Raw genomic sequence first — 26,490 nt, forward strand, 5'->3', positions numbered from 1 at the left:
TAAATATACCGCTTCGTAACCGGCCGGATCAGAAGCTCTCCGTCCAGGGCCGCAGTTCCACTTCTTGCGACCAGGCGCTGCGGTGTTGCAGCAGCACATCGATGTAGGATTGCGCGATCGCATCAGGCGAAAGCGTGCCATCAGGCTTGTCTTCGCGGTCGGGTCTGGTGGTCGATCGCACAGCGCCGTCGATAATGAAATGCGCCACATGGATGCCCAGCGGCCCAAGCTCGCGGGCGGCACTTTGCGCCAGGCCGCGCAGGGCGAATTTTCCCATGGCAAAGGGCGCCGATTGCGCATAGCCCTTGATGCTGGCCGTCGCCCCCGTCAGCAGGATCGCGCCACGTCCCCGCGGGATCATGCGTTTTGCCGCCTGCTGGGTTACGAGGAAGCCGCCGAAGGCACTGGTCGCGATCGCCTGTTCCACATCGGTAGGATCGAGCTCGGCGATCTGCCCGCGCACCCGGCCGCTGGCATTATAGATCACGATATCAGGCTCGCCGATCTCTGCATCCACGCGCTCGAACAGCGCCGAAACCGCCGCCGGTTGTGCGGCATCGGTGGCGAAGGCCTTGGCTCCGGTTTCGTCGAGCAGCGGCCCGAGCTTGCCGATATTGCGTGCTGCAAGACCAACCTTCACACCGCGGTCTGAAAGCTTGCGGGCGAGCGAGCCGCTGATGCCGGAACCGGCGCCGACAATCAGCGCGCTGCGATAGGGAAACTCGGCCATGATCTTCTCCTTCGGATGAACCTTTCGAGAGAGGTAGGCAGCCCCGGCCTTTAAAAAAACCGTCGGGCGGAAATTTTCACGCTTCCGGCGCGTCGATCGAAAGCCCGCAGATGCGCGAGAGATAGGCGAGCGGCAGCCCCGTTTCATTGGCCCAGCGGTTGAACGTCTGCTGGATCAACTGCTGATCCTTCTTGCCGGTCCCGGATGGCGAAAGCGGCACGCCCGCATCCCTCAGGCAGGCGAGCACATCTGATGTCATGATGAAGCTGTCGCGGCCGATGCCGCGCAGGAAATATTGACCCGTGGCTCCACCCAGCCGGCTGCCGCGCTTGGTGAGCAATTCGAGCAGGCCGATATGATCCTCACGCGGCCAATCGGCGAAGAAGGCGCCGGCGCTGCCGGCCTCGTTCGCAAGCTCGCGCACGAAGGCCGCATTGGCGCGTACCGACATGATCTTCGCGCCGTTCTTGACGATGCGGTCATCACCAGTCAGATCATGCCAAAATTCGTCGGGAGCGATGTTGAGGGCGGCAGGATCGAAGCCATCGAAAGCTTCTTCGAAGCCCTGCCATTTATTGTCGATGACCTTGTGCACGAAGCCGCTGTAGAAGATGCGCCGGGTCATCTGCGAAAGAATGCGGTCATCGGGCAGCGCGCGCAGCGCCTCATGATCAGGCATGGCCGGCAGCATCGCTTTCAGCGCATCGGCTCCGCCTTTTCTTTGCTCGGCGCGCTGGCGGATGATATCGAAATCGCTCAAGGCTTGGCTCCCCGAATGGACTTTGCTTGCGCAAGCCTATTCCGGGAGCTGTCCTGCCTTCAAGCGGTTTGGACCTTCAAGCCGTGAGATCCATGCTCAGGCTGCTACGGTTTCGCGCACCTCATCTAAGAGGAAATGCACGATCAGATAATCGATCTTGTAATGCCGTCCGCTATCGCTGACTTTCTCCTCGCTGCCGCCATCGGCAGGGTGCCAGGGATGATAGTGGGGGTTGGTGGCGATCAGTGTCACCGCCTTGCCGGCGTAGGGACCTTCGCCCGGCCGGAACCGCATCTCTGCCAGCGGCCAGATGCGTTCGTAGGTTTCCATGGGAATACGCACTCTCAGCGCCTTGCGCGGAACCGGAGGCTCGTCATGCGCAACAAGCCGTTCGCCGTTGACCGGCTCGACTGTTATGGGCTCGATGGTCACTTCCTCCGCCGTATCGAAAATGGAATTGAACTCCGCAGGCCACGCTCTCTTCATGAAACAGCTCCTCCCAGGCTTCTCCAAAGTCACAAGATTAAGTGTAGCGCGCTTAGCCGGAGAAGCAACGGACTATTCCCGCTGAAGCGGTAATGGCGCTGCATGGTTGCCCCTCTCCACACACTTCACAAAATCGCGCATATGAAGAATTTGACGTTTACGCAAACGTCAATATTTTGTAAGAGAGTCTCGAGACCGGAGCGATCCGGTTGCCGAATTGGAGGAATTCGAACGATGCCAGTCTACAAGGCCCCGGTGAACGACACGCTCTTCGTGCTGAACGACGTGCTGGGTCTCGAGCGCTATAATAATCTGCCGGGTTTTGCCGATGCGACACCCGATATGATCGAAGCGATCCTCGGCGAGGCCGGAAGGGTTGCCGAGGAAGCTCTTTTTCCGCTGAATTATTCCGGCGATCAGGAAGGCTGCACTCGCCACGACGATGCCAGCGTCTCTACGCCGAAGGGCTTCAAGGAGGCCTATAAAGCCTATCGCGAAGGGGGCTGGATCGGCCTTGCGGTGCCGGAGGAATTCGGCGGGCAGGGGCTTCCCTATACGCTGCATACCGCCGTCGGCGAATATACCTCGGCCGCCAATATGTCGCTGATGATGTATCCGGGTCTGACGCAGGGCGCTATCGCTGCGATCCTCGTCCACGGCACCGACGAGCAGAAGAGCACCTACTTGCCGAAGATGGTGGACGGCAGCTGGTCCGGCACCATGAACCTCACCGAGCCGCATTGTGGCACCGATCTCGGTATGCTGCGCACCAAGGCAGTGCCGCAGGCTGATGGCAGCTACAGGATATCAGGCCAGAAGATCTTCATCTCCGCCGGCGAGCATGACCTGGCCGACAACATCATCCACCTGGTGCTGGCCCGCATCGAAGGCGCGCCTGAGGGCACCAAGGGCATCTCGCTTTTCATCGTCCCGAAGTTCCTCGTCGGCAAGGACGGCGCGCCGGGCGCCCGCAACGCCGTCTCCTGCGGTGCCATCGAACACAAGATGGGCATCCACGGCAACGCCACCTGCGTCATGAACTACGACGAGGCGACCGGCTTCCTGATCGGCGCCGAAAACCGCGGCCTCAACGCCATGTTCGTGATGATGAACGAGGCCCGCCTGATGGTCGGCCTACAGGGCATCGCCATTTCCGAGATCGCCTATCAGAACGCCGCCAATTATGCCCGCGATCGTATCCAGGGCCGCTCGCTGTCAGGCGTGAAGGCGCCGGACAAGAAGGCCGATCCGATCATCGTCCATCCCGATATCCGCCGCTCGCTGATGACCATCCGCGCCTTCAATGAAGCCGGCCGCGCCTTCCTGCTCTGGACCGCGCTCAAGTCTGATATCGCCCATCGCGCCACCGACGAGAAGGAGCGCCAGACGGCCGACGATATTCTCGGCCTCGTCACCCCGATCCTGAAGGGCGTGATGACCGACAAGGGCTTCGATCATGCCGTCATGGCCCAGCAGGTCTTCGGCGGTCACGGCTATATCGAAGAGCACGGCATGAGCCAGTATGTGCGCGATGCCCGCATCGCCATGATCTATGAAGGCGCCAACGGTATCCAGGCACTCGATCTCGTCGGTCGCAAGCTGGCGCTGAACGGCGGCCGCGCGGCCATGGCGCTCTTCAAGGAGATCGGCGATTTCTGCGAAGAAAATCGTAATGACGAGCAACTCGGCTTCTTCACCAAGCACCTGAAAAAGGGCTTGAACGACGTGCAGGGCGCGACCATGTGGTTCATGCAGAACGCCATGGCCAAGCCCGACAATGCCGGTGCCGGTTCCACCGATTACATGCACCTCTTCGGCCTTGTCGTTCTCGGTTATATGTGGGCGCGCATGGCAAAAGCCGCCAACGAGCGTCTTGCCGCCGGCGATGCCAGGGAGGACTATCTGAAGAACAAGCTGATCACGGCGAAATTCTTCATGGAGCGCGTGATGCCGGAAACCGCATTGCGCAAGGCCCGCATCGAAACCGGCGCCGACACGATGATGGAACTCGCCGCCGAAGCGTTTTGAGTCATTTCTCCCTCCCCGTTGTGGGGAGGGCTGGGGAGGGGTCTTTTCTCCTCCTTCCAAGATTTGAGGCAAGACAGATTGCCGCCAGGGAGATGAGACAATGACCGAGGTTTTCATTTACGACCACGTCCGCACGCCCCGCGGTCGCGGCAAGAAGGATGGCTCACTCCACGAAGTGCCCTCCGTCCGTCTCACGGCAAAGACGCTGGAGGCGATCCGCGACCGCAACGGCCTGAATACGGAAACGGTCGACGATATCATCATGGGCTGTGTCGACCCGGTCATGGATGCCGGCGCCGTCATCCCAAAGGCTGCCGCCTTCGAGGCCGGTTATTCGACGAAGGCGCCCGGCATGCAGATCTCCCGCTTCTGCGCCTCCGGCCTCGATGCCGTGAATTTCGGCGCCGGCAAGATCGCGCAGGGCGCTGACGATATCGTCATCGCCGGCGGCGTCGAAAGCATGTCCCGCGTCGGCCTCGGCATGTCCGGTGGTGCCTGGTTCATGGATCCCTCCGTCAATTTCCCGGCCTATTTCATGCCACAGGGCGTTTCGGCCGATCTCATTGCCACCAAATACGGCTTCTCCCGTGACGACGTCGACGCCTATGCCGTCGAAAGCCAGAAGCGCGCGGCAAACGCCTGGAACAACGGCTGGTTCAAGAATTCCGTCATCCCGGTAAAGGATCAGAACGGCCTGACCATCCTCGCTCATGACGAGCACATGCGCCCCGGCACCGACATGCAGGCGCTCGCCTCCCTCAATCCCTCCTTCCAGATGCCCGGCGAAATGGGCGGCTTCGAGGCTGTCGCCATCCAGGCCCATCCGGAAGTCGAGCGCGTCAACTATGTCCACCATGCCGGCAATTCCTCCGGCATCGTCGATGGCGCCGCTGCCGTCCTCCTCGGCTCTAAAGCCGGTGGCGAGAGCATGGGCCTGAAGCCCCGCGCCCGCATCAAAGCCTTCGCCAATATCGGCTCCGACCCGGCTCTGATGCTGACCGGCCCGGTTGATGTCACCGAAAAGCTCCTGAAGCGCACGGGCATGACGCTTGCCGACATTGACCTCTTCGAATTGAACGAAGCCTTCGCCGCCGTCGTGCTGCGCTACATGCAGGCCTTCGACATCCCGCACGACCAGATCAACGTCAATGGCGGCGCGATCGCCATGGGCCATCCGCTCGGCGCGACCGGCGCCATGATCCTCGGCACCGTGCTGGACGAACTGGAGCGCCGCGATCTCAACACCGCGCTGGTGACCCTCTGCATTGGCGCCGGCATGGGCACGGCAACCATCATCGAACGCGTTTAAGGGAGAGAGACGATGAGCTACACCAACTTCACCGTCGAGACCGATGCGGACGGTATTGCCCTGGTCACCTGGGACATGCCCGGCAAGTCGATGAACGTCTTCACCGAAGAGGTGATGAACGAGCTCGATGCCATCATCGATGCGACGGTCGCCGACAGCGCCGTCAAGGGCGTGGTCATCACCTCGGGCAAGTCCTCCTTCTCGGGCGGTGCCGATCTCTCGATGATCAAGTCCATGTTCACACTCTACCAGCAGGAGAAAGCCGCAAATCCTGACGGTGCGGCACAGAAACTCTTCGATCTGGTCGGCCGCATGACCGGCCTGTTCCGCAAGCTCGAAACCTGCGGCAAGCCCTGGGTTTCCGCCATCAACGGCACTTGCATGGGCGGCGCGCTGGAAATGTCGCTCGCCTGCCACGGCCGCGTCGCTTCCAATGCCAAGAGCGTCAAGATCGCCCTGCCGGAAGTCAAGGTCGGCATTTTCCCAGGCGCCGGCGGCACACAGCGCATCTCGCGGCTGACCGATGCCCAGTCCGCCTTGCAGATGATGACGACGGGCCAGTCGCTGAACGCCTCGCGCGCCAAGGCCATGAACCTCGTCCATCAGGTGGTCGATCCGGATCAGCTCATTCCGGCCGCCAAGCAGATGATCAAGGACGGCCTGAAGCCCGTCGCCCCCTGGGACGAAAAGGGCTTCAAGGTGCCCGGCGGCGGCATCTGGACGCCCGCCGCAGCCCAGCTCTGGCCGGCAGCGCCGGCGATCTTGCGCCGCGAAACATCAGGCAATTATCCCGGCGCGCTCGCCATCCTGAAATGCGTCTATGAAGGCCTGCAGGTTCCCTTCGATACGGCGCTGAAGATCGAGCAGCGTTATTTCACGCAGGTGCTGCAGACCACCGAAGCCTTCTCTATGATCCGTTCGCTCTTCATCTCCATGCAGGAGCTCAACAAGGGCGCCCGCCGCCCGGCCGGTGTGCCGAAGACAGAACTCAAGAAGGTCGGCGTCGTCGGCGCCGGCTTCATGGGCGCCTCCATCGCCTATGTCACGGCCGCCGCTGGTTTCGAAGTCGTGCTGATCGACCGCGATATCGAGGCTGCCACAAAGGGCAGGGGCGTTGGCGAAGGCCTCGTCAAGGATTCCGTCGGTAAGGGCCGTCTTACGCAGGAAGAGGGTGCAGCACTTCTCGCCCGCCTCACACCCTCCGCCGACTACGCCGATTTGAAAGATGCCGATCTCGTCATCGAAGCCGTTTTCGAGGACCGCGCCGTCAAGAAGGCGGTCATCGAACAGGTGGAAGCCGTCATCCCGGAAGCGACGATCTTTGCCTCCAACACCTCGACTCTGCCGATCACGGGCCTTGCCGAAAATTCGAAACGCCCGGACCAGTTCATCGGCGTGCATTTCTTCTCGCCGGTCGAAAAGATGATGCTGACAGAGGTCATCCTCGGCAAGAGCACCGGTGACCGGGCGCTCGCCGTGGCCCTGGACTATGTTGCCGCCATCAAGAAGACGCCCATCGTCGTCAACGATGTCAGGGGCTTCTTCGTCAATCGCTGCGTCTTCCGCTATATCCACGAAGCCTATGACATGCTGATCGAAGGCGTACCGGCGGCGATGATCGAGAATGCCGCCAAGATGGCCGGCATGCCGGTCGGCCCGCTGTCGCTGAATGATGAAGTAGCGATCGATCTCTCGCAGAAGATCCTCAAGGCAACGGTCGCCGATCTCGGCCCCACGGCCGTCGACGAACGTCACCTTGCGCTCATCAATAAGCTGGTGGACGAGCTCGACCGCCGTGGCCGCAAGAACGGCAAGGGTTTCTATGAGTATCCGACCAAGCCCGCCAAGAAATTCCTCTGGCCGGAGCTGAAGACCCTCTATCCGCAGAAGCCGGCGGATGAGATCGACGTCAATACCCTGAAGCAGCGCTTCCTGGTCACGATCGCGCTCGAAGCCGCCCGCACCATGGAAGAGGGAATTGTCACCGATCCCCGCGAAGCCGACGTCGGCTCCATCCTCGGTTTCGGCTTTGCGCCCTATACCGGCGGCGCGCTGAGCTACATCGACGGCATGGGTGTAAAGGCTTTCGTGGAACTCGCCGAAAAGCTGGCCTCCACCTATGGCGACCACTTCAAGCCGACGCCGCTCTTGAAGGAAATGGCTGCCAAGGGCGAAACCTTCTACAGCCGCTTCGATCCCTATCCGGCAACTGATAAGGCTGCATAATTGGTGAGGCGCCGCGGCTCGTAAGGGCCGCGGGCGCCGCTCTGACATTCCCTCCATCTCTGGCTGGGCTTGAGCGGAGAATCCTGCTGCAAGCGCGCGAACAGCCAATTCAAAACACTTAGCCCTTGCGCTAAGTATCAGATCCTGATACTTAGCCTTATGGATTACCATTCACATCAACTCGACAGCATCTTCCTGGCATTGGCCGATCCCACGCGCCGCGCCGTCATCGGTCGTTTAGGCACCGGCCCAGCCAGCATCAGCGACCTTGCAAAGCCTTTCGACATGGCCTTGCCGTCCTTCATGAAACACATCCACCTTCTGGAAGAGACAGGCCTGATCGAAACGAGAAAGCAGGGCCGCGTGCGCACCTGCACGCTGGAAAAGAAGCGTTTCGCGATGGTCGACGGCTGGCTTTCGGCTCAGCGCGCCATCTGGGAAGCCCGCACGGACAGGCTCGAAGCTTTCGTCACCGCCACGCAATCCGAGGAGGAGAAATCCCAATGAGTATCAATGTGAATCCCGATCTCGATCTGACCATTTCGCGCGTCATCAAGGCCCCGCCGGCTGCCGTCTGGAGCGCCTGGACCTCACCGGCAAGATTCGAAAAATGGTGGATCCCAGCGCCGGCGCTCTGCCGTGTCGCCGCCATGGAAGTCAAACCCGGCGGCGCCCTCGTGACCGAGATGAGCGAGGATGGCGGTCCCTTCCAACACCATCTCAGCGCCTGCTATCTGGATATTCAGGATGGCCGTCGCATCGTCTTCACCAATGCGCTCCTCGGCGGCTGGCGCCCCGCGCCGACCCCTTTCATGACAGCCATCATCACCTTCGCCGACCATCCCGAAGGCACCGATTACAACGCCCTCGTCATGCATAAGGACAAGGACACCCGCAACACGCATGTGGAGTTGGGCTTCTACGACGGCTGGGGCACGGTCGCCGAGCAACTGGCGAAGCTCGTGGAGAAATAAAGAATGTTCATGCCCGGCGTAGCAGCCAGGCTAGAGCAGTTAACCGGTGACGGTGGGGAATCCAGGCGATACGAAGTCTCCTAACCCGCCAGCCGGCGATCCGTTGTCTGGCCCTCGTCGAACATTTCGCTCAGCATCTCAAGGATCACATGGACCTTCTCGGATTTGACCGAGTAGTAGATCGTCTGCGCATCGCGTCGCGTCTTGACGAGGTCTCTGCTGCGGAGCTTGGCGAGGTGTTGGGAGAGTGCCGATTGGCTGATTCCGATAATATCGGCGAGGTTGTTGACCGCCACCTCGCGCTCGGCAAGCGTCTTCAGCATCCGCAGTCGATGGGCGTTCGCCATGACCAGCAGCAGGTCGGCTTTCTTTTCAAAACTATCTGTATTCATTGCTTTCCCTTCACAATTTAGCGGACGGCAATTTATATGACTAATTAAGAATTGTCTTAAGAGTATGGCCGGGAACAAATTTTTCCCCTGCTTTTGCGAGGTTTCCCGATAGACCGCGTTCTGTGCTGCAACTGCGCGGCGCCGAATTCGCATTTGATCAGTCATCCGGTTCAGAAATCTCCTGCGAGCGCCTATATGCCTGTCAGGAATCATGACAAGAAGCGTGCAGGGCACACTTCAGTTTAAGCGATGGAATCATGAAGAAGATCGGTTTTCTCTCGTTCGGGCATTGGACGCCCTCGCCGCAATCCCAGACGCGCTCGGCAGGCGATACGCTGCTGCAGTCGATCGATCTCGCTGTCGCCGCTGAAGAACTTGGCGCTGACGGCGCCTATTTCCGCGTCCATCATTTTGCTCGTCAGCTTGCTTCGCCATACCCGCTGCTCGCGGCCGTCGGCGCTCGGACGAGCCGCATCGAGATCGGCACGGCCGTCATCGACATGCGCTACGAAAATCCGCTTTACATGGCGGAAGACGCCGGCGCGGCCGATCTGATTTCCCGCGGACGCCTGCAGCTGGGCATCAGCCGCGGCTCGCCCGAGCAGGTCATCGATGGCTGGCGCTATTTCGGCTACAACCCGCCGGAAGGCCAGAGCGATGCCGATATGGGCCGCCGCCATGCCGAGGTCTTCCTGGAAGTGTTGCGGGGCGAAGGCTTCGCCGAGCCCAATCCGCGGCCGATGTTCCCCAATCCCCCCGGCCTGCTGCGGCTCGAGCCGCATTCGGCTGGTCTGCGTGAGCGCATCTGGTGGGGCGCAGGCTCGAACGCTACGGCAGTCTGGGCCGCCAAGCTTGGCATGAACCTGCAGAGTTCGACGCTGAAGGATGACGAGACGGGCGAAGCCTTCCATATCCAGCAGGCCAAGCAGATCCGTGCTTATCGCGAGGCCTGGAAGGAAGCCGGCCATCAGCGTGAGCCGCGCGTTTCCGTGAGCCGCAGCATCTTCGCGCTGGTGAACGATCGCGACCGCTCCTATTTCGGCTATGGCAATGAAGGGCAGGACAAGGTCGGTTTCATCGACGAGAATACGAGGGCAATCTTCGGCCGTTCCTATGCCGCCGAGCCCGATGCTCTCATTGAGGAGCTTAAGAAGGACGAGGCGATCGCCGAGGCCGATACGCTCCTGCTTACCGTCCCCAACCAGCTCGGCGTGGAATACAATGCCCACGTCATCGAATCGATCCTGAAATACGTCGCGCCGGCACTCGGCTGGCGCTGATCGCATCCTGCGATGGCATATAGCATGTCGCGCAAAAATGTGCGCGATCTTGCGATAGCGACTTGCGAAAACAAGAGCTTAAAGCGTGGCAGATCTGAAGGATCGCGACACGCCTTAAGCCGTCGCCGCCTCCTTTGTCGCGCGCATCACCATCAGCCCGGCAAGGCTGACGAGGACGATGGCGGTTGCGTAGATGTCTGTGGTCATGCCGTAGCCGATTGACTTGACGAGGAAGCCGGCAAGGATTGCCGGCAGGCTGAAGGCGAGATAGCTCTGAATATAGAAGGCCGAAAGCAGGCCGGCCCGTTCTTCCGGCTTGGCAAGTGGCATGATCGTGCCGATTGAGCCGAGGAAATTGGTGCCGAAACCGGCGCCCGTCAAAAGCGTGCCGACGAGCAGTAGCGGCACATTGGCAAGATGCACGCCTGCGACGACCGTTGCGATGCCCAATGTTTGGGAGGCGACTCCGAAGATGAGATTGGCTTTCGGGCTGCGGTTGCGGCGCAGGAAGACGGCGATTGCGCCCGACAGCATCAGCGCTGCCACGACCGCGCCACCCGTCAGCGGCGCGCGGCTGCCGGTGGTCGAAGCGACCAGGGATGGCACAAGCGACAGGTAGAAGCCGCCGAGCGTCCAGTTGGCGATATTGATCGGCGTCACCAGCGACAGCGGCTTCTTCACCTGCTGCGGAATGAAAATCGTCGGCTTCAGCGAGTTGAAGACACCGGGCCGCGTGCCGCCTGTCTCTCGCGTCAGCCACAGCGCAACGGCCTGCACGGCAAAGGCAGCAAGCAGCAGGGCATAGACGAGATGCAGCGGCTCGGGTCCATACTGGATCAGCGCGCTGGTGCCGATGGCGCCGATCGCCATGCCGGAAAGCGGTGCGAGCGAGTTGACGATCTGCCCCTTTGCCCGGTCGATATCGACAAGGGCGGCACCCAGCGAAGCGCCGGCGATGCCGGTCGCAAGCCCCTGTACGATACGAGCTGCGATCAGCCATTCCGGCCCGCTGGCAATGGAAAACAGCGCCATGGCGATGATTTCGAGCACCAGTGCGCCGAAAATGACGGGCCGCCGTCCGAGATGATCGGAGATGGAGCCGGCAATCAGCAGGGCTGCGAGCAGTGCGAAGGCGTAGACTGCGAAGATCACGGTGATCAGGATGGGAGAAACGGCAAAGCTCTCCTGATAGATACGATAGAGAGGCGTCGGCGCTGCTGATGCGCCGAAGAAGATCGCAAGCGTCAGAGCGTGGAAGCCCATGGGCGACGAATTCTTGATGGATTCGGAAGCGGCGACCATATAAGCTCCTTAAGGCTAAGTTATTGCGTTAGCTCTATCTAGGAGATGTAAGGCCTAAAAGCAAATAATTTGCGTTTATGAGTGCATGAAAGTTTCTGAACTGTTGGCCGCGGTTTTGCACCCGGAATTGCGTAAAAAGGGCCTGAAGCGTGCTAGGCGAATCTGAAAGATCGCAGCACACTTCAGGCGGATAAGGTTGGTTCGAAATGGCAGTGAAAGAGAATATCCGTCCGGGTGGCAGAAGCGCGCGTGTCCAGGCTTCCGTGCATGCCGCGGTGCGTGACCTCCTCGTAGAGATGAGCCGTGCAGAGATCACCGTGCCGCTGATCGCTGCGCGTGCAGGCGTGACGCCTTCCACCATCTATCGCCGCTGGGGTGACCTGCAGGAATTGCTGGCCGACGTTGCGGTGGAGCGCCTGCGCCCCGATATGGAGCCGGCCGATACCGGTACCGGCGCCGGTGATCTGGAGGCCTGGGCCGAGCAATATGCCGAAGAAATGTCTTCCGGTCCTGGCCGTGAATATATCCGCGATGTGCTCTCCGCCCAGACCGGCGACAATGCCAACAAATGTTGCAACTTCACCCGTCAGCAGATCGAGGCGATTGCCGGTCGGGCGAAGGAGAGGGGCGAGGCGTTCCCCGATGTCGATGCAGTGATGGATCGCGTAGTCGCCCCCATCATGTACCGTATCCTGTTCGGCGATGCCCCGACCGCCGCCCCCGTCCAGGAGCTTGTCGGCCACGTCTTCGGCCGGCGCAAGGCAGCCTGATCTTCACTCCGCGGCGGTGCGCTTCAGGCCGGAAATCTGGGTGATATAGGCGCGAAGTGCCGCCGGCCGCACCGGCTTGTGCTGAACGGCAATGCCATGCTTCTCCGCCTCGGCGCGCACCTCCGGCGTCCTGTCGGCAGTGACGAGCAAGGCCGGAATATCGACACCGAAATGCTGCCGCAGATGCCGGATCGCTTCGACCCCGGTCCCGTCGGCAAGATGATAGTCGGCAATGACAAGATCGGGCGGCTGACGCATCGAGAGCGCCTGGACAACGGAAAGCGAATCCGCCGCCTGCGTATCGCAGCCCCATCCGTCGATCAGCAGCCGCATGCCTTCGAGGATCTTGGTTTCGTTGTCGATGCAGAGGATGCGCAATCCTTTTAGCGGCTGGGCCGTGCGGTCGACGGGAACGACGGCTGTTGCTGCGTCCGCGCTCTTCGAGATATCGAGCGGCATGAGAATGCGGAATTCCGTGCCCTTGCCATGCGTTGAATGAAGCTCGACCTTGTGATTGAGCACGCGGGCGATGCGGTCGACGATGGAGAGGCCGAGCCCGAGGCCCGATGCGGTCTTGGCACCCTCATCCAGCCGCGCGAATTCCTTGAACACTGTCCGGAATTTCGAAGGCGGTATGCCGATGCCGGAATCCATCACCTGGATCATCACTTGATTGCCACGTCGTCTTACCCCGACCAGCACCTTGCCGCTGACAGTATATTTGATGGCATTGGAAACGAGGTTCTGTACGAGACGGCGCAGCAGGTTCGGATCGGAGCGCACCCGCAGCGAGGTCGGCATGACCTTGAGCTTCAGTTTCTTCTCGCGGGCGATCGGTGCAAAATCGGTCTCAATGCGCTCGAGTAGATCTGAAAGCGGCACGGAAGCCAGCCGCGGGCGCATGGCGCCGGTATCCAGCCGGGAAATATCGAGCACGGCGCCGAGAATGGATTCGACCGATTCCAGCGCGGAATCGATATTGCGCACGATCGGGCTGTTTTCCGATTGCGCCATGCGTTCGACGAGCGCGGAAGAATAGAGCCGGGCCGCATTGAGTGGCTGCAGAATATCGTGGCCGGCGGCAGCAAAGAAGCGCGTCTTACCGATATTGGCCTCCTCGGCCGCTGCACGCGCCTCCGCGAGCTCCTTGTTGACGCGGGTCAGTTCCGCGGTGCGCTCGACGACACGCTGCTCCAGCGTCTCGTTTGCCTGTTTCAGCGCCCGGTCGGCGGCCACACGCTGGGTGATGTCGGTGAAGGTCGCGACGATGCCCTTGTCCGGCATGGCGTTGGAACGCACTTCGATGATGCGCTCGCCGCCGCCGAGCACCAGCGGGAAGGGCTTGTCGAGCGTCAGGAAATGCCGCACCGCTTGGCCCTGGTCGCCCGGCGCGATATCGCCGCGCTGGCTGAGGATACTGACGATTTCCGATAGCGGAAAACCCACCTGGCCGGCATTTTCCGGCAAGTCCAGCAATTGCCGGAAGCGGCGATTCCAGATCGTCAGCCGATTGGAACTGTCGAAGACGGCAATGCCCTGATCCATCTGCGAGAGCGCCGTCTGCAGCATGTCCTGATTATATTGAAGTGCTTCGCTCGCCTGATCGAGCAGCCAGGCCGTGTCCGAGGAAGCATCCTCGATTTTTTGCAGGATCAACGACAGCACGAGCCGAGCCGAGGAGGAGCCGATAGCGCTGCCGAGAAGCTGCTCGGTGAAATGGATGAGCGCCATATCCGCCGGCTGGTCGTCCTCCAGCTTGCGTCCTGACGTCTGCTCGTAAGTCGCAAGCGAGCGCTGCATGCGCTCCTCGCCGAGATAGCGGGCGATCGCCGTCTTGAGATCTCCGACGCTGATGCGGGTCTTCCAGCCCCGCGTGGCAAATTGCGAGCGCGAATGCCGCTTGACGAAGATGCCGGCCTGGATGCGTTCCAGCGGCTTGGCGTTGCGCGTCAACGAGCCGACGATGAAAGTGGCGGTATTGACGAGCAGGCTCATTGCCGTCGCATTGACGAGCGGATCGGCATCCGGGCCGGTGAAGAGCGTTGTACCGGGAAAGATGAAGCCGAGGAAACTGCTCGCTACATAGGAATAATCCGGGCCTCCGAATGAGGGCAGGAACAGCAGGTAGACCCAGATGATGAAGCCGGACGAGAGGCCGAGGATGGCGCCGCGCGCATTCGCCCGCCGCCAGATCATGCCGCCGAAGAGGGCGGGCGCAATCTGCGCGATGGCGGCAAAGGAGAGCAGGCCGATCGAGGCGAGCCCTGCCGTGCTGTCGGTCGAACGGTAATAGGCGTAGCCAAGCAGCAGCACGGCGAAGATGGCGCTGCGGCGGATATTGAGCAGGCTTTTTGCGAAGTCGTCGCGCTGGCTCGCAAGGCCCGCGAGCTTCCGGCGCAGGAAGAACGGCATGACGATGTCGTTCGACACCATGATGGAAAGCGCCACGGAATCGACGATCACCATGGCGGTCGCCGCCGAAAATCCGCCGATGAAGGTGATCAGCGAGACAACAGGCATTTGCCCCACAAGCGGCAGAGAGAGCACGTAAAGGTCTGCGTTGCCGTTGCCGCCGAAGGTCAGCAGCCCGCCGATCGCAACCGGCAGCACGAAGAGATTGATGGCGATCAGATAAAGCGGGAAGAGAAAGCCCGCGAGCCGGAGCTGCTTTGCCGTGCGGTTTTCGACGACTGTGACATGGAACTGGCGCGGCAGCATGATAATGGCGAAGGCCGAAAGCAGCGTCAGCGTGATCCATCGGCTGAGCGGTGTCTGATAGTCGAGTGCGGCGGTGACCAGAGCGTTCTCCGATCCTTTCTGCCACAGGTCGCTTGGCCCGTCGAACAGGAACCAGATAACGCAGATGCCTGCCGTCAGGAAAGCAACCAGCTTCACCATCGATTCCATCGATACTGCGAGGATGAGCCCGTCCTGATGTTCCGTCGCATCGGTGTGGCGGGTGCCGAACATGATCGCGAAGCAGGCAAGCACCAGCGTGACGATCAGTGGAAGGTCGAGGAAGTAGAGGTTGCCGCTGCCGATGCCATAGTCGGACGGATTGACCATGGCCGTGACCGTCGCTGAAATGGATTTCAGCTGCAGCGCGATATAGGGGATGGTGCCGATGAGGCAGATCAGCGCCACGATGGTTGCGACAGTGGAATTCTTGCCGTAGCGCGCGGCAATGAAATCGGCGACGGATGTAAGCTTCTCGGCCTTGGCGAGTTCGATGATGCGCTTCAGCAACGGCATGCCGAGTGTGAAGACGAGGATCGGCCCGATATAGATGCCGGCAAATTCCAGCCCATGATGAGCCGCAAGGCCGACGCCGCCGAAATAGGTCCAGGAGGTGCAGTAGATCGCCAGGCTGAGCGCATAGACCACCGGCCGACCGCCTTCCGGCACACCGAATTTCCGGCTCCGGCGGTCGCCGTAGCTTGCTACTGCGAAAAGCAGCAGAAGATAACCCAAGGCAAACGCAAATATGACCCAGCCTGGAAGCATCGACCCTCCGCCGGCGGACTATCCGCCGTCCTCCCGGAACAGTTCCGAGATTAGGGCAATTCAGCAAGTTTGAAAATTCCCGCGGCCTTGGTCTTAAGTTCTACGCGGATGGGGGCAGTGTCCGAATATTTCCAATTGCCGATTGATTAATTGAGATGAAGGTGTAGCTAATGAAAACAACGGCATGTCTTTGAAAATGCATCAAGGGGAGACAGATCGGATGCTCAATGAGTTCAAAGCTTTCATCGCCCGCGGCAATGTCATGGATCTCGCAGTCGGTGTTATCATAGGCGGCGCCTTCGGCGGCATCGTCAAGTCGCTGGTCGAAGACATGATCATGCCGATCGTCGGTGCGATCTTCGGCGGTTTCGACTTCTCCAACTACTACATTCCGCTGTCGAAGGAGGCCTTTGGGCAGCCAACCCTTGCACTTGCCCGTAGCCGCGGGGCCGTTTTCGCGTACGGCAATTTCATCACGGTCCTCATCAATTTCCTCATCCTCGCCGTGATCATTTTCCTGATGATCAAGGCTGTGAACATCCTGCGCGAGCAGGTCGAGCGCAAGGAAAAGGAAGCGCCGGCAGAGGTTCCGCCGCCGCCGGCCGATGTCGCGCTGCTGACTGAAATCCGCGATCTTCTCGCCAAGCGCCCAGCCGTCTGATCCGGTCCTAAGCCCGTTCGCTCCGGCCGGGCTCATCCATCACGAAAATCGATATGCCATCACGCATTGTCATAGGATTTGCGTCCGCAAATCCGCTATGAAGGCGTGAACTGGAGATATGCATGTCGATTGTAAGCAGCCTCAGCCCGCGCGCCATTGCAGCGCCAGAAAGCGGGATCGTCGAAGTCGTCAATTATGCCCGTGGCCGTGAGGGCCTCTTGCCGCTCTGGGTCGGTGAGGGCGATCTTCCCACCCCCGATTTCATCAATCAGGCGGCCATGCAGGCGCTCGCCGCCGGCGAGACCTTCTATACCTGGCAGCGCGGCATTCCCGAACTGCGCCAGGCGCTGTCGGATTATTACTTCAGGCATTTCGGCATCCGCCTTCCGGTCGAGCATTTCTACGTCACCGGTTCAGGCATGCAGGCAATCCAGATCGCCGTTCAGGCACTGACCTCGCCCGACGACGAACTTGTCTATCTTACGCCGGCCTGGCCAAATATCGCTGCCGCCCTGGAAATCGCCGGCGCCCGTTCGGTCGGCGTCGAGCTGCAGTTCGAAGGCGGCACCTGGGCTGTCGACCTCAATCGCATCGAAGCGGCGATCACGCCGAGGACCCGCGGCCTCTTCATCAATACCCCATCAAACCCGACCGGCTGGACCGCGACGAAGAGGGATCTGGCGGATATCCTGAAGTTGGCCCGCAAGCATGATCTCTGGATCATGGCCGATGAGATCTATGCGCGTTATTTCTATGCTGGTGGCCGCGCGCCGTCTTTCCTCGACGTCATGGAGCCCGGCGACAAGATCATCTTCGTCAACTCCTTCTCCAAGAATTGGTCTATGACCGGCTGGCGCGTCGGCTGGATCGTTGCCCCGCCGGAAACCGGGCAGGTGCTCGAAAACCTGATCCAGTATTCGACCTCGGGCGTCGCACAGTTCATGCAGAAGGGCGCAGTCGCTGCCCTCAACGAGGGTGACGCCTTCGTGCAGTCGAATATCGACAAGGCAACCCGCTCCCGCGATATCCTCTGCGATGCACTGATCGCCACCAATCGGGTCGAAACACTGAAACCCGATGGCGCGCTTTACGCCTTCCTCAAGATCGACGGCGTTACCGACAGCCGTAAGGCTGCGATCGACATCGTCGACAAGACCGGCGTCGGCCTTGCCCCCGGCACGGCCTTCGGACCCGGCGGCGAGCTTTTTCTGCGCGCCTGTTTCCTGCGCGATCCGGCGCAGGTGACAGTCGCGGCTGAGCGGCTTTGCGACTATATCCTGAAGCTCTAAAGCATGTCGCGCAAAAGTGTGCAGCGGTTTTGCGATAACGACATGCGAAAAACAGAGGCCTAAAGCATGACAAGCGAATCTGAAAGATCGCGGCACGCTTTAGGCGGAGCGACGCATCGCTTCCGGTAGCACTGGCAGCAGCGTCACATTCCGGCCCTCGACGATGATGACTTCGCCGTCTCTCAGCGGTTGAAAGGGCGTGCCGGCTTCTTCAAGGAAGTGGACGGTCTTTTCGGAAGCTTCGGCCTCATCATGGTCAGAGTGGTAATGCGGGACGATGGAGAAATCGACGAGCCCGAGACCGTCCCACAGGATTGCTTCGTCGTAATCCGGTGCAAGCTGCTGCGGATCGTCCATGATGTCGATGCCCTTTAGCGAGGGCGTTGCAACGACCGCCCCGGCGCTGAAGCCGCCATAGACGAGCGCATCCTGGCGCAGCAATTCCCCGATGATGCGATCGAAGCCGCTCTGCCGCATGGCCCGCCGCAGAAGAAAGGCATTGCCGCCGACGCCCCAGACGAGGTCGAAGCCGGCGAGCGCCTCTTTCAGCGCGTGCGGTTGCCCAAAATAGTCTCGCAAATCCAGTTCGTCCGCCTCGATCCCCCAATCGGCAAGTTCTTCCTTGGGATCGTAGATATTGGCCTCGTAGGCACGCCGGGGCTCGGCCGGAATGAAGTCCAGCGCGTTCTGGATGACGGCGGCGCGCCGTCCGCCATTCAGAAGTTTCCTCAGCCGGAAGGCGCTGGCGCCGAGCCGGTAGGATGACAGATAGAGTCTCATCGCTGCCGCTCCCTGTTTTGGAGAAGCGGGTTACGAACCGGCATTGAGAGAAGATCTTGTGCCACGAGAAGTCCTTTGCATGGGGCGGACATCGGGGCAGAAACAGAAAACCCCGCGCGTGTCCGGCGGGGTTGGGTCGGGTATAGTGAACAGTTTCAGGTCACAAGCCGACGCCCCCACCGCAAAGGGTGGTCGTCATGCCCATCATCATAGCCTGAAACGCGAAGTTGTTCATGCACCTACTTTGACTTGCCGTGAACGCCTTGTCAACGCGCTCGGAAAAGGGTGGCAAAAGGCGGTTTTGTCCCAAAACCGGCTGTTCGATAAAATTGTAGAAATACCTGAAATCCGCCTCTAACCACATCTCAAAACATACCGGCCGCAAAGCCTTTCCGAGGCCGTTTGATAACAAAATCGGAAAGGAAAAAGCCGTTCTGATGCTCCCGAAAAAGATAAAACAGGGAATGCAGACATGGCGGTTCTGGTGACAGGTGGGGCTGGATATATCGGCAGCCACATGGTTTGGACGCTGTTGGATGTCGGTGAAGATGTCGTCGTGCTCGACAACCTCTCCACCGGCTTTCGCTGGGCCGTGGCGCCGGCCGCGCGCTTCTATCTCGGCGATGTCGCCGGTCCGGATGTGCTGAAGAAGATCTTCATCGAAAACGATATCGAGGCGATCATCCATTTCGCCGGCTCTGCCGTCGTGCCGGTCTCGGTCTCTGACCCGCTTTCTTACTACGATAACAACTCCGGCAAGACACGCGCCCTGCTGAGTGCTGCGATCAAGGCGGGCATCCGTAACTTCGTCTTCTCGTCGACAGCCGCTGTCTACGGTCAGCAGAAGGGCTCCGTACCCGTGAAGGAGACGGCGCCGCTCAATCCGGAAAATCCATACGGCCAGTCGAAGCTGATGACTGAAATGATGCTTCGTGACGCCTCTGCCGCTTATGACTTCAGCTATGTGGCGCTGCGTTATTTCAACGTTGCAGGCGCCGATCCGCAGCTGCGCACCGGCCAGTCGACCTCGGGTGCGACCCACCTCATCAAGGTCGCCTGTGAGGCCGCACTCGGAAAGCGCGACAGCATCGCCGTCTACGGCTTCGACTACCCGACCCATGACGGCACCGGTGTGCGCGACTACATCCATGTGAGCGATTTGACGGCAGCGCATTTGAAGGCGCTCCAGCATTTGCGCCAGGGCAGCGGGCCACTTGTCGCCAACTGCGGCTATGGCAACGGCTATTCCGTGCTCGATGTGTTGAACATGGTCACCCGCTTGAACGGTCACTCGTTCAAGATCAACATGGCGCCACGCCGGCCGGGCGACGCAGCGAGCGTCGTCGCCGATGCGACCCTTGCCCGTCGCGTGCTGGACTGGACACCGAAACACGACTCGCTGGAAACCATCGTCCGCAGCTCGCTCGATTGGGAACTCTTCCTGATGAACAGGAGCGTCGACGATCTGCACAGCATTCATCGCGCACTGGCTGCGGCTTCTTTCTGAAATGCAACCGAACATTTACCATCCCGGCGCAGTGCGGGTGGCCTGACGTTACGTGAATAAGGAATAATCAAGCTTTCTCTGGCTCGTTTCCGCCAAGGGAAAAGGGATCATGAAGAACTTCATCGCGTCACTACGGCTGCAAAAAGATAATCCGAAGTTTCTGGTGGCACAGTTCGAAGCTTTGTCATCGCAGATTCCGATTCTGTACGTTCTCCTCGTCATCAATGCGCTGGCTGTCGCCATCACCCACATCAAGTCGGCGCCTCTTTGGCTTTCGCTCTACATCCCCGTCGGTCTCAGCATCGTCTGCGTCTTCCGCCTCTGCTGGTGGGAGATATCAGGCAAGGAAAACGTCACGCCGGAACGTGCACTGCGGCTGATGAAGGTGACGCTGGTCGGCGCGGTGATCCTCACGATCGGCTTCGGCGGCTGGGCTATCGCGCTCTATCAATATGGCGATGCCTCGCAGCAGGGCCAGATCGCCTATTTCCTGGTCGTAACCGGCATTTCCTGCGTCTTTTGCCTGATGCATCTGCCGCTCGCCGCGGCAATCACCACGGTCATCACTTTCACAGCCATGATCGTGACCTTCCTCTTTTCCGGCAACCCGGTCTTTGTGGCCACGGCAGTCAGCGGCTTGTTCCTGGTGCTGCCCTTCCTGCGTGTCATCAACAGCTACTTCCAGAATTTCGCGCACCTAGTGCGGCTTGCCGAAGAGCTCAAGCAGAAACAGGCCGAAGCCGAGGAACTGAACCTCGTCAACAGCCGTAACGCGCTCCAGGACCAGTTGACCGGCCTTGCCAATCGCCGCAGCTTCTTCCTGTCGCTCGAAAAGATGCTGCTGAAGGATCCGTCTTCACCGCCTGTCATCGGCATCGTCGATCTTGATGGCTTCAAGCCGGTCAATGACGTCTTCGGCCATGCGGCTGGTGATCTCGTGCTGAAGGAGACAGCACGCCGCTTCGTCTCGCTGTTGGGCGATCAGGGTATCGTCTCACGCCTTGGCGGCGATGAATTCGGCATCATCTTCCCCTCCGACATGACGCTCAGGGGCGTCTCTGACCTCGGCGTGGCGCTCTGTGCGGCCGTACGCGAACCTTTCGAGATTCCGGATGGTTCGGTGCGCGTTTCCGGTTCCTGCGGCATCGTCTATCCTGAGGCGGGCGAGTACACCGCCGAAGATCTCTACGAGAAAGCGGACTTCGCTCTCTACCAGGTCAAGAGCAAGCGCATCGGCGGCGTGGAATTCTTTTCGCCGGAACACGAAAAGATCCTGACGCAACGCTATCTGATCGAGCTGGAGCTGCAGGCTGACAATTTCGCCAAGGAGTTGAAGCTCGAATATCAACCGATCGTGGAGCTGCGCAGCGGCCGCGTCGTCGGTTTTGAGGCCCTTGCGCGCTGGGATAGCGCCCGCTTCGGCCGCATCAGTCCGGATGCCTTCATTCCGGCCGCCGAACGCACGGCGGTGATCGGCCGCATGACACGCATTCTCTTCGGCCAGGCGCTCGACGCACTGAAGATCATGCCGGCGCATCTGCGCGTCTCCTTCAACCTGTCGGCCCGCGACATCTGCGATCATGAGACATCGATGGCATTGCTCGCGATGATCAGCCGCGCCGGCGTCGATCCGAAACGCATCGAGTTCGAGATCACCGAGACGGCACTCCTGTCCGACTTCGACACTGCCGATCAGGTGATCGGCATGCTGCGTGCTGCCGGCATCTCGATCGCGCTTGACGATTTCGGCACGGGCTATTCGAGCTTGAGCCACATCCACCGCCTGGCCTTCGACAAGCTGAAGATAGACAAGGCCTTTGTGATGAATTTCGACCGCGACGCGCGCTGCATGAACATCACCCGCTCCGTCGCCAACCTCTGCCAGAACCTCGGCATCGCCTCCGTGGCCGAGGGTGTGGAAAGCGAGGATGTGGCCGAGTCGCTGAAAGGCATCGGCGTAAGATTGGCGCAGGGCTATTATTTCTCGAGGTCGCTCCCGCTGGAACTGGCGATCGATTACGCGTTGCGGCGTGATGTTGCCGTTTCGCAGTCCCTCTCGGCCTGATTGATCAGCCAGCCACTGGAACCCCGACCCGACCCGGTTTATTCATAGGTCAGGAGTGAGGTGGACCATGGACAACAGCAATCAAAGCGAAGTCATTGTCGAGCGACGGGGCACGGCAGGCCTCGTCCGGCTGAATCGCCCAAAGGCGTTGAACAGCCTGACGATCCCCATGGTGCGTGCGATTACCGCCGCGCTTGATGAGTTCGCCGTCGATCAAACCGTGGCGAGTATTGTCGTAATGGGCGAAGGCGAGCGCGGCTTCTGCGCCGGAGGCGATATCCGCGCCATCCACCTGAGTGGCCGCGCCGGCGATGGTCTCGCGGAAACCTTCTGGCGCGAGGAATTCCGCCTCAACCACAGGATTGCCACCTATCCGAAGCCCTATGTGGCGCTGATGGACGGCATCACCATGGGCGGCGGCATCGGGCTTTCCAGCCACGGCCGCCATCGCATCGTCACCGAGCGTACCCGCCTTGCCATGCCGGAAACCGGCATCGGCTATTTTCCCGATATCGGGGCCACGTGGCTGCTGCCCCGCACGCCGGGCGAAAGCGGCACATGGATGGCCCTGACGGGGCTCGATATCAATGCCGCCGATGCGATCCATACCGGGCTCGCAGATTTCTATATGCCTGCCTCGCGTCTCGAAGAGGCAGTCCAGCGTCTGACGAACATGCCTGCGGGAAGTTCGTCGGACGATGTGGACTCAGCGCTACGCGATCTCTCGGAACAGCCGGGCGAGGGCAGATTGCAGGCCAATGCCGCGATGATCGATCGTGCTTTTCACTTCAACCGCGTCGAGGACATCGCATCCGCACTTGGTGCGGCGGAAGGCGAGTTCGCTGCCGAGACCCGCCGCGTGATGCTCACACGTTCACCGACCAGTCTCAAGCTTGCCTTGCGGCTGCTGAGGGCCGGCCGCCAGAGCCGCACGCTCGGCGAATGTCTTGCCCGCGAGCTCGGCGCCTGCATGCACATCCTGCACGGTCCGGATTTCTACGAGGGCGTCCGTGCAGCCGTCATCGACAAGGACCGCAATCCGAAATGGTCGCCGCCGACGATCGCCCTGGTCAACGATGAAATGATCGGCCGCTTCTTCGAGCCGGCCAAGCCGCCGCTTTTGCTCTAACCCCGCTGGTCAGGAGAGGCTTCAACGCCACATGCCGCGCATACGCGCGCCGACATCAATACGCACTTGCCGCGCCTGCTGGGCGGCTGCCGTATCGGTCTTGACCTGTGGCCAGCCGCAGACCTCGAAGAATTGCAGCAGCGTGGCTGGAATGAAGCGGCTGCGCGACGCATAGACATGCCGGTCGCCCTGCGAATTCTGACCATAGGTGAAGAAGCGCTGCGGCACGACGAGATCGAGACTGTCCTTGGCGCGGGTCATCGCCACATAGAGCAATCGCCGCTCCTCCTCGATTTCGGCCGTCGTGCCGACTGCGAGATCTGAAGGGATGCAGCCGTCGATGACGTTCAGCATGAAGACCTTGGTCCATTCCTGCCCCTTGGCCGAATGGATGGTCGAGAGGATGAGATAGTCCTCGTCGAGCAGCGGCACGCCTGCCTGATCCGAAGTCGCATCGGGCGGATCGAGTGTGAGCTCCGTCAGGAATCGCTCACGCGAGGCATAACCACCGGCGACCTGCTCGAGTTGCACCAGATCGGCAAGCCGCGCGCTCGCATCCTCATGCAGCCGTTCCAGATGCGGCTCATACCATCGCCGTACCAGCTCGATCTCGGCCGGCCAGCCAGCCTTGCCGGTTTTCAGCTCCTGCATGGTGGAAACGAAGGAGGTCCACTCCTCGCCCGAGCGCGGCGGTGCGGGCATGACGGCAAGCGCTGCGATCGGGCTTGCATCGTCAGCCATCTGGTCCAGCACCTTCTGCGCGGTGGACGGGCCGACCCCCGGAAGGATCTGCATCAGCCGGAAGCCAGCCACACGGTCGCGCGGGTTCTGGGCAAAGCGCAGCGCCGCCAGCATGTCCTTCACATGCGCACTGTCGAGGAATTTCAGCCCGCCAAACTTCACGAAAGGAATGTTGCGGCGGGTTAGCTCCACCTCAAGTGGGCCGCTGTGATGCGAGGCGCGGAAGAGCACGGCCTGGCTTTTCAGCTTCACGCCCTCCTCGCGATTGTCGAGAACCTTGTCTGCCACATAGCGCGCCTGATCGTTCTCGTCGCGCACCGTCACCAGCCGTGGCCGTTCCGGCGATTCCCGCTCCGTCCAGAGGTTCTTGGTGAAACGCTCGGAAGCAAGGTCGATCACCGCGTTGGCGGCGGCAAGGATCGGTTGCGTCGAACGGTAGTTGCGATCGAGCGTGACGATATTGGCAGCCGGGCTGAAGGAAGCCGGAAAATCGAGAATGTTGCGCACTGTGGCCGCGCGGAAGGAATAGATCGACTGCGCATCGTCGCCGACAACGGTCAGGCCCTGGCCGGTCGGTTTCAACGCAAGCAGGATCGAAGACTGAAGCCTGTTGGTGTCCTGATACTCGTCAACGAGCACATGGTCGAAGCGGCTGCCAATATCCTCGGCGATCATGGGTTCTGCCACCATCTGTGCCCAGTAGAGCAGCAGATCGTCGTAATCGAGCACATTCTGGCTCTGTTTCGACTCGACATAACAGGCAAAAAGCTCACGAAGCTGCTTTTCCCAGGTGGCGCACCAGGGGAAGGCGTCGCGCAGCACCAGCGGCAGTTCCGTTTCGGAGTTTACGGCACGCGAATAGATGGCAAGGCAGGTGCCCTTCGTCGGAAACCGGCTTTCCGTCTTGGAGAAGCCGAGATCGTGGCGCACGAGGTTCATCAGGTCGGCGCTGTCTTCCCGGTCATGAATGGAGAAGGCCGGGTCGATGCCGATCTGTTCGGCATAGTCGCGCAAGAGCCGCGCGCCGATACCGTGAAACGTGCCGCTCCAGGCGAGCGCATCCGCCAGGATGCCGGAATTCTTGCCGAGAACCTCGCCGCAGATACGCTCGACGCGCCGGCCCATTTCGGCAGCCGCCCGGCGCGAAAAGGTCATCAGCAGGATACGGCGCGGATCGGCACCCTTGAGAACGAGGTGCGCAACGCGATGCGCGAGCGTATTGGTCTTGCCAGAACCGGCGCCGGCGATGACCAGCAGCGGCCCGGCCACATGGCTGCCGTCTGTGAGTGTGCCGTGCTCCACGGCCATGCGCTGCTGGGGATTGAGTCTTTCGAGATACATCCAGCCGTCCGGTTGGGCTTCGCGGGAGAATCAACGCTCGCGAATAAAATCAGATGTTCCTTGGATGTTCTCGATTGGCGCCGCTGTCAAGCAGGCGCTGGCTGCCATGCACTATTACGGAAAGTCCGGCACGATCTGCCGCCGCACCAGCTTCAGGCTGCGGTCGGCCTGGAGAATATAGGTTTCGTAGACGCGCTGGCCCTGCTGATCGTAGAAGTCGTTGTGGACGGCGCTGCCGATCGGCGATTTCGTCAGCTTCGTGCGCGGCTGCCCGCCATAGGTGATGCTGCCGGGAATGGGCTCCAGCGCAGGCGCGTCCGCGGCGGAACAGCCTGCCAGCAGAGGTGCGGCCAGAAGGGTCGTGGCAAGAAGGGCAGGCACAAGCGCTTTCATCAACATTTTCCTCGGCCGCAATTGCATGGGGCTTCTGCCGACGGGGACAGGAGTATCGGAGCACCACCATCACGGCGACTATGCATCCAGCCGGCTGCGTATGGCAACAAACGTCGTCTTCTTGCGTTAAACCCCTATTAGGTAATGTCAGGAACGGTCATGGTGCTGCGGTTTCACGGCTCGCCACCCCACGAGGAAGCCTGGATGAAGGGCCACAACACGGCCGCCATGCGCGCGTCCGTGGAAAGCGCCCTGCATGCCGCAGCCGATCTCGATGCGACCGAAATCATCGTCTCCACCATCGGCCCCACCGTCATTCTCGAAGGTTTCGTGAGCCAATGGGGTGATAGCGAGCGGGCGTTGGCAATCGCCGAGGACATTGTCGGAAGCGGTTACGTGCATTGCCGCCTGCTGGTGAGATAAATCACGATCAGCACAGGAATTTCCAAGGAACCAACTCCCTGTCCCGCGTGTTGAAAAGCTGATTTCAATACGGGAGACAATAATGCAAACGCTGATACGCCTGTGGGCCGCAGCTCTGCTTCTGGGATGCGGCGCTTTTGCCGGCTCCGCCCATGCCTCACTCGAAACCGATATGAACTATTCGGCGCTGCCGAAAGACGAAATAGCGCTGAACGAATATACCAGCGCCGCCGTCTGCAAGCCCGCCGAACCGCATTACCTGCCGTCCTTCATCCGTGCCGCAGATGGCACAATCATCGGTGTAGGATATATTCAGGTGGAGGATGAGGATACTTCGGATTGCTGATAGAATATTCGAAGTTTCTTTCGAACGAGGCTCGTCTGCAGTCTCCCGCAGAAG

General features: G+C 60.6%; 23 protein-coding genes. 14 read left to right on the forward strand and 9 right to left on the reverse strand.

Features of this window, described 5'->3' with window-relative positions:
• Window positions 1–28: 28 nt before the first annotated feature.
• The 3 genes from AB4Z13_RS11850 to AB4Z13_RS11860 all read right to left on the reverse strand — a co-directional run bounded on the left by AB4Z13_RS11850 (window position 29) and on the right by AB4Z13_RS11860 (window position 1,976).
• On the reverse strand, window positions 29–730 hold the full coding sequence (locus AB4Z13_RS11850; protein WP_439014045.1) for an SDR family NAD(P)-dependent oxidoreductase: 702 nt from the start codon (window positions 728–730) through the stop codon (window positions 29–31).
• A gap of 76 nt (window positions 731–806) precedes the next feature.
• Window positions 807–1,490 carry a DNA-3-methyladenine glycosylase I gene (locus AB4Z13_RS11855; RefSeq protein WP_439014046.1) on the reverse strand — a complete coding sequence of 228 codons (684 nt, stop codon included), beginning with the start codon at window positions 1,488–1,490 and terminating at the stop codon, window positions 807–809.
• A 96-nt stretch (window positions 1,491–1,586) separates the two neighbouring features.
• A complete protein-coding gene (locus tag AB4Z13_RS11860; protein ID WP_439014047.1) occupies window positions 1,587–1,976 on the reverse strand; it encodes a hypothetical protein in 390 nt (129 codons plus the stop codon).
• A 234-nt stretch (window positions 1,977–2,210) separates the two neighbouring features.
• Here AB4Z13_RS11860 and AB4Z13_RS11865 point away from each other — a divergent pair, with 234 nt between their 5' ends.
• The 5 genes from AB4Z13_RS11865 to AB4Z13_RS11885 all read left to right on the forward strand — a co-directional run bounded on the left by AB4Z13_RS11865 (window position 2,211) and on the right by AB4Z13_RS11885 (window position 8,513).
• Window positions 2,211–4,004, forward strand: a complete 1,794-nt coding sequence (locus tag AB4Z13_RS11865) for an acyl-CoA dehydrogenase C-terminal domain-containing protein (RefSeq protein ID WP_439014048.1) — start codon at window positions 2,211–2,213, stop codon at window positions 4,002–4,004.
• 100 nt (window positions 4,005–4,104) lie between these two features.
• Window positions 4,105–5,313, forward strand: coding sequence for an acetyl-CoA C-acetyltransferase (locus AB4Z13_RS11870; protein WP_439014049.1), 1,209 nt, complete (start codon window positions 4,105–4,107; stop codon window positions 5,311–5,313).
• Between the two features lie 12 nt (window positions 5,314–5,325).
• On the forward strand, window positions 5,326–7,539 hold the full coding sequence (locus tag AB4Z13_RS11875) for a 3-hydroxyacyl-CoA dehydrogenase NAD-binding domain-containing protein (RefSeq protein WP_439014050.1): 2,214 nt from the start codon (window positions 5,326–5,328) through the stop codon (window positions 7,537–7,539).
• A 159-nt stretch (window positions 7,540–7,698) separates the two neighbouring features.
• Entirely contained in the window at window positions 7,699–8,046 is a 348-nt protein-coding gene (locus AB4Z13_RS11880) for an ArsR/SmtB family transcription factor (protein WP_439014051.1), read from the forward strand.
• Window positions 8,043–8,513, forward strand: coding sequence for an SRPBCC family protein (locus AB4Z13_RS11885; RefSeq protein WP_439014052.1), 471 nt, complete (start codon window positions 8,043–8,045; stop codon window positions 8,511–8,513). The genes AB4Z13_RS11880 and AB4Z13_RS11885 overlap by 4 nt, the downstream gene beginning before the upstream one ends.
• 80 nt (window positions 8,514–8,593) lie before the next feature.
• Here the strand turns inward: AB4Z13_RS11885 and AB4Z13_RS11890 are convergent, their stop codons facing one another.
• Window positions 8,594–8,905: an ArsR/SmtB family transcription factor gene (locus tag AB4Z13_RS11890; protein WP_113323635.1), complete on the reverse strand. Its 312-nt coding sequence runs from the start codon at window positions 8,903–8,905 to the stop codon at window positions 8,594–8,596.
• 257 nt (window positions 8,906–9,162) lie between these two features.
• Here AB4Z13_RS11890 and AB4Z13_RS11895 point away from each other — a divergent pair, with 257 nt between their 5' ends.
• Window positions 9,163–10,185 carry an LLM class flavin-dependent oxidoreductase gene (locus AB4Z13_RS11895; RefSeq protein ID WP_439014053.1) on the forward strand — a complete coding sequence of 341 codons (1,023 nt, stop codon included), beginning with the start codon at window positions 9,163–9,165 and terminating at the stop codon, window positions 10,183–10,185.
• Window positions 10,186–10,299: 114 nt separating this feature from the next.
• Here AB4Z13_RS11895 and AB4Z13_RS11900 read toward each other — a convergent pair whose 3' ends face one another.
• Window positions 10,300–11,487, reverse strand: a complete 1,188-nt coding sequence (locus AB4Z13_RS11900) for an MFS transporter (protein WP_439014054.1) — start codon at window positions 11,485–11,487, stop codon at window positions 10,300–10,302.
• Between the two features lie 206 nt (window positions 11,488–11,693).
• Here AB4Z13_RS11900 and AB4Z13_RS11905 point away from each other — a divergent pair, with 206 nt between their 5' ends.
• Window positions 11,694–12,257: a TetR/AcrR family transcriptional regulator C-terminal ligand-binding domain-containing protein gene (locus AB4Z13_RS11905; protein ID WP_439014055.1), complete on the forward strand. Its 564-nt coding sequence runs from the start codon at window positions 11,694–11,696 to the stop codon at window positions 12,255–12,257.
• 3 nt (window positions 12,258–12,260) lie between these two features.
• On the opposite strand, the gene AB4Z13_RS11910 is transcribed toward AB4Z13_RS11905, so the two are convergent.
• A complete protein-coding gene (locus AB4Z13_RS11910) occupies window positions 12,261–15,761 on the reverse strand; it encodes a hybrid sensor histidine kinase/response regulator (RefSeq protein WP_439014056.1) in 3,501 nt (1,166 codons plus the stop codon).
• Between the two features lie 220 nt (window positions 15,762–15,981).
• On the opposite strand from AB4Z13_RS11910, the gene mscL reads away from it, so the two are divergent.
• Complete coding sequence (gene mscL, locus AB4Z13_RS11915; protein ID WP_192728207.1) at window positions 15,982–16,422, forward strand: large conductance mechanosensitive channel protein MscL; 441 nt, start codon at window positions 15,982–15,984, stop codon at window positions 16,420–16,422.
• A 122-nt stretch (window positions 16,423–16,544) separates the two neighbouring features.
• Entirely contained in the window at window positions 16,545–17,711 is a 1,167-nt protein-coding gene (locus tag AB4Z13_RS11920; protein WP_439014057.1) for a pyridoxal phosphate-dependent aminotransferase, read from the forward strand.
• A 99-nt stretch (window positions 17,712–17,810) separates the two neighbouring features.
• Here AB4Z13_RS11920 and AB4Z13_RS11925 read toward each other — a convergent pair whose 3' ends face one another.
• Window positions 17,811–18,491, reverse strand: a complete 681-nt coding sequence (locus tag AB4Z13_RS11925; protein ID WP_439014058.1) for a Type 1 glutamine amidotransferase-like domain-containing protein — start codon at window positions 18,489–18,491, stop codon at window positions 17,811–17,813.
• Window positions 18,492–18,963: 472 nt separating this feature from the next.
• On the opposite strand from AB4Z13_RS11925, the gene galE reads away from it, so the two are divergent.
• The 3 genes from galE to AB4Z13_RS11940 all read left to right on the forward strand — a co-directional run bounded on the left by galE (window position 18,964) and on the right by AB4Z13_RS11940 (window position 23,192).
• Window positions 18,964–19,998, forward strand: coding sequence for a UDP-glucose 4-epimerase GalE (gene galE, locus AB4Z13_RS11930; RefSeq protein ID WP_439014059.1), 1,035 nt, complete (start codon window positions 18,964–18,966; stop codon window positions 19,996–19,998).
• A 109-nt stretch (window positions 19,999–20,107) separates the two neighbouring features.
• Window positions 20,108–22,063, forward strand: coding sequence for a putative bifunctional diguanylate cyclase/phosphodiesterase (locus AB4Z13_RS11935; RefSeq protein WP_439014060.1), 1,956 nt, complete (start codon window positions 20,108–20,110; stop codon window positions 22,061–22,063).
• Between the two features lie 67 nt (window positions 22,064–22,130).
• Window positions 22,131–23,192 (forward strand): enoyl-CoA hydratase/isomerase family protein, encoded by a 1,062-nt coding sequence (locus AB4Z13_RS11940; protein ID WP_439014061.1) that lies wholly within the window; start codon window positions 22,131–22,133, stop codon window positions 23,190–23,192.
• 21 nt (window positions 23,193–23,213) lie between these two features.
• Here the strand turns inward: AB4Z13_RS11940 and AB4Z13_RS11945 are convergent, their stop codons facing one another.
• Window positions 23,214–25,274, reverse strand: coding sequence for an ATP-dependent helicase (locus AB4Z13_RS11945; RefSeq protein ID WP_439014062.1), 2,061 nt, complete (start codon window positions 25,272–25,274; stop codon window positions 23,214–23,216).
• A 114-nt stretch (window positions 25,275–25,388) separates the two neighbouring features.
• Window positions 25,389–25,667 carry a hypothetical protein gene (locus tag AB4Z13_RS11950; protein WP_439014063.1) on the reverse strand — a complete coding sequence of 93 codons (279 nt, stop codon included), beginning with the start codon at window positions 25,665–25,667 and terminating at the stop codon, window positions 25,389–25,391.
• Between the two features lie 159 nt (window positions 25,668–25,826).
• On the opposite strand from AB4Z13_RS11950, the gene AB4Z13_RS11955 reads away from it, so the two are divergent.
• Window positions 25,827–26,090 carry a BON domain-containing protein gene (locus AB4Z13_RS11955; protein ID WP_310378934.1) on the forward strand — a complete coding sequence of 88 codons (264 nt, stop codon included), beginning with the start codon at window positions 25,827–25,829 and terminating at the stop codon, window positions 26,088–26,090.
• Between the two features lie 82 nt (window positions 26,091–26,172).
• Window positions 26,173–26,436 carry a hypothetical protein gene (locus AB4Z13_RS11960; protein ID WP_310378931.1) on the forward strand — a complete coding sequence of 88 codons (264 nt, stop codon included), beginning with the start codon at window positions 26,173–26,175 and terminating at the stop codon, window positions 26,434–26,436.
• Window positions 26,437–26,490: the final 54 nt, after the last annotated feature.

Origin of the sequence: Rhizobium sp. YAF28, assembly GCF_052113285.1 — a bacterium.
Lineage (GTDB): Bacteria > Pseudomonadota > Alphaproteobacteria > Rhizobiales > Rhizobiaceae > Rhizobium.

Excerpts from the sequence above, each read along its gene's own strand:
- AB4Z13_RS11850 (WP_439014045.1), bottom strand. The coding sequence starts at position 730 with ATGGCCGAGTTTCCCTATCGCAGCGCGCTGATTGTCGGCGCCGGTTCC.
- AB4Z13_RS11860 (WP_439014047.1), bottom strand. The coding sequence starts at position 1,976 with ATGAAGAGAGCGTGGCCTGCGGAGTTCAATTCCATTTTCGATACGGCG.
- AB4Z13_RS11865 (WP_439014048.1), top strand. The coding sequence starts at position 2,211 with ATGCCAGTCTACAAGGCCCCGGTGAACGACACGCTCTTCGTGCTGAAC.
- AB4Z13_RS11870 (WP_439014049.1), top strand. The coding sequence starts at position 4,105 with ATGACCGAGGTTTTCATTTACGACCACGTCCGCACGCCCCGCGGTCGC.
- AB4Z13_RS11875 (WP_439014050.1), top strand. The coding sequence starts at position 5,326 with ATGAGCTACACCAACTTCACCGTCGAGACCGATGCGGACGGTATTGCC.
- AB4Z13_RS11880 (WP_439014051.1), top strand. The coding sequence starts at position 7,699 with ATGGATTACCATTCACATCAACTCGACAGCATCTTCCTGGCATTGGCC.
- AB4Z13_RS11885 (WP_439014052.1), top strand. The coding sequence starts at position 8,043 with ATGAGTATCAATGTGAATCCCGATCTCGATCTGACCATTTCGCGCGTC.
- AB4Z13_RS11890 (WP_113323635.1), bottom strand. The coding sequence starts at position 8,905 with ATGAATACAGATAGTTTTGAAAAGAAAGCCGACCTGCTGCTGGTCATG.
- AB4Z13_RS11895 (WP_439014053.1), top strand. The coding sequence starts at position 9,163 with ATGAAGAAGATCGGTTTTCTCTCGTTCGGGCATTGGACGCCCTCGCCG.
- AB4Z13_RS11900 (WP_439014054.1), bottom strand. The coding sequence starts at position 11,487 with ATGGTCGCCGCTTCCGAATCCATCAAGAATTCGTCGCCCATGGGCTTC.
- AB4Z13_RS11905 (WP_439014055.1), top strand. The coding sequence starts at position 11,694 with ATGGCAGTGAAAGAGAATATCCGTCCGGGTGGCAGAAGCGCGCGTGTC.
- AB4Z13_RS11910 (WP_439014056.1), bottom strand. The coding sequence starts at position 15,761 with ATGCTTCCAGGCTGGGTCATATTTGCGTTTGCCTTGGGTTATCTTCTG.
- mscL (WP_192728207.1), top strand. The coding sequence starts at position 15,982 with ATGCTCAATGAGTTCAAAGCTTTCATCGCCCGCGGCAATGTCATGGAT.
- AB4Z13_RS11920 (WP_439014057.1), top strand. The coding sequence starts at position 16,545 with ATGTCGATTGTAAGCAGCCTCAGCCCGCGCGCCATTGCAGCGCCAGAA.
- AB4Z13_RS11925 (WP_439014058.1), bottom strand. The coding sequence starts at position 18,491 with ATGAGACTCTATCTGTCATCCTACCGGCTCGGCGCCAGCGCCTTCCGG.
- galE (WP_439014059.1), top strand. The coding sequence starts at position 18,964 with ATGGCGGTTCTGGTGACAGGTGGGGCTGGATATATCGGCAGCCACATG.
- AB4Z13_RS11935 (WP_439014060.1), top strand. The coding sequence starts at position 20,108 with ATGAAGAACTTCATCGCGTCACTACGGCTGCAAAAAGATAATCCGAAG.
- AB4Z13_RS11940 (WP_439014061.1), top strand. The coding sequence starts at position 22,131 with ATGGACAACAGCAATCAAAGCGAAGTCATTGTCGAGCGACGGGGCACG.
- AB4Z13_RS11945 (WP_439014062.1), bottom strand. The coding sequence starts at position 25,274 with ATGTATCTCGAAAGACTCAATCCCCAGCAGCGCATGGCCGTGGAGCAC.
- AB4Z13_RS11950 (WP_439014063.1), bottom strand. The coding sequence starts at position 25,667 with ATGAAAGCGCTTGTGCCTGCCCTTCTTGCCACGACCCTTCTGGCCGCA.
- AB4Z13_RS11955 (WP_310378934.1), top strand. The coding sequence starts at position 25,827 with ATGGTGCTGCGGTTTCACGGCTCGCCACCCCACGAGGAAGCCTGGATG.
- AB4Z13_RS11960 (WP_310378931.1), top strand. The coding sequence starts at position 26,173 with ATGCAAACGCTGATACGCCTGTGGGCCGCAGCTCTGCTTCTGGGATGC.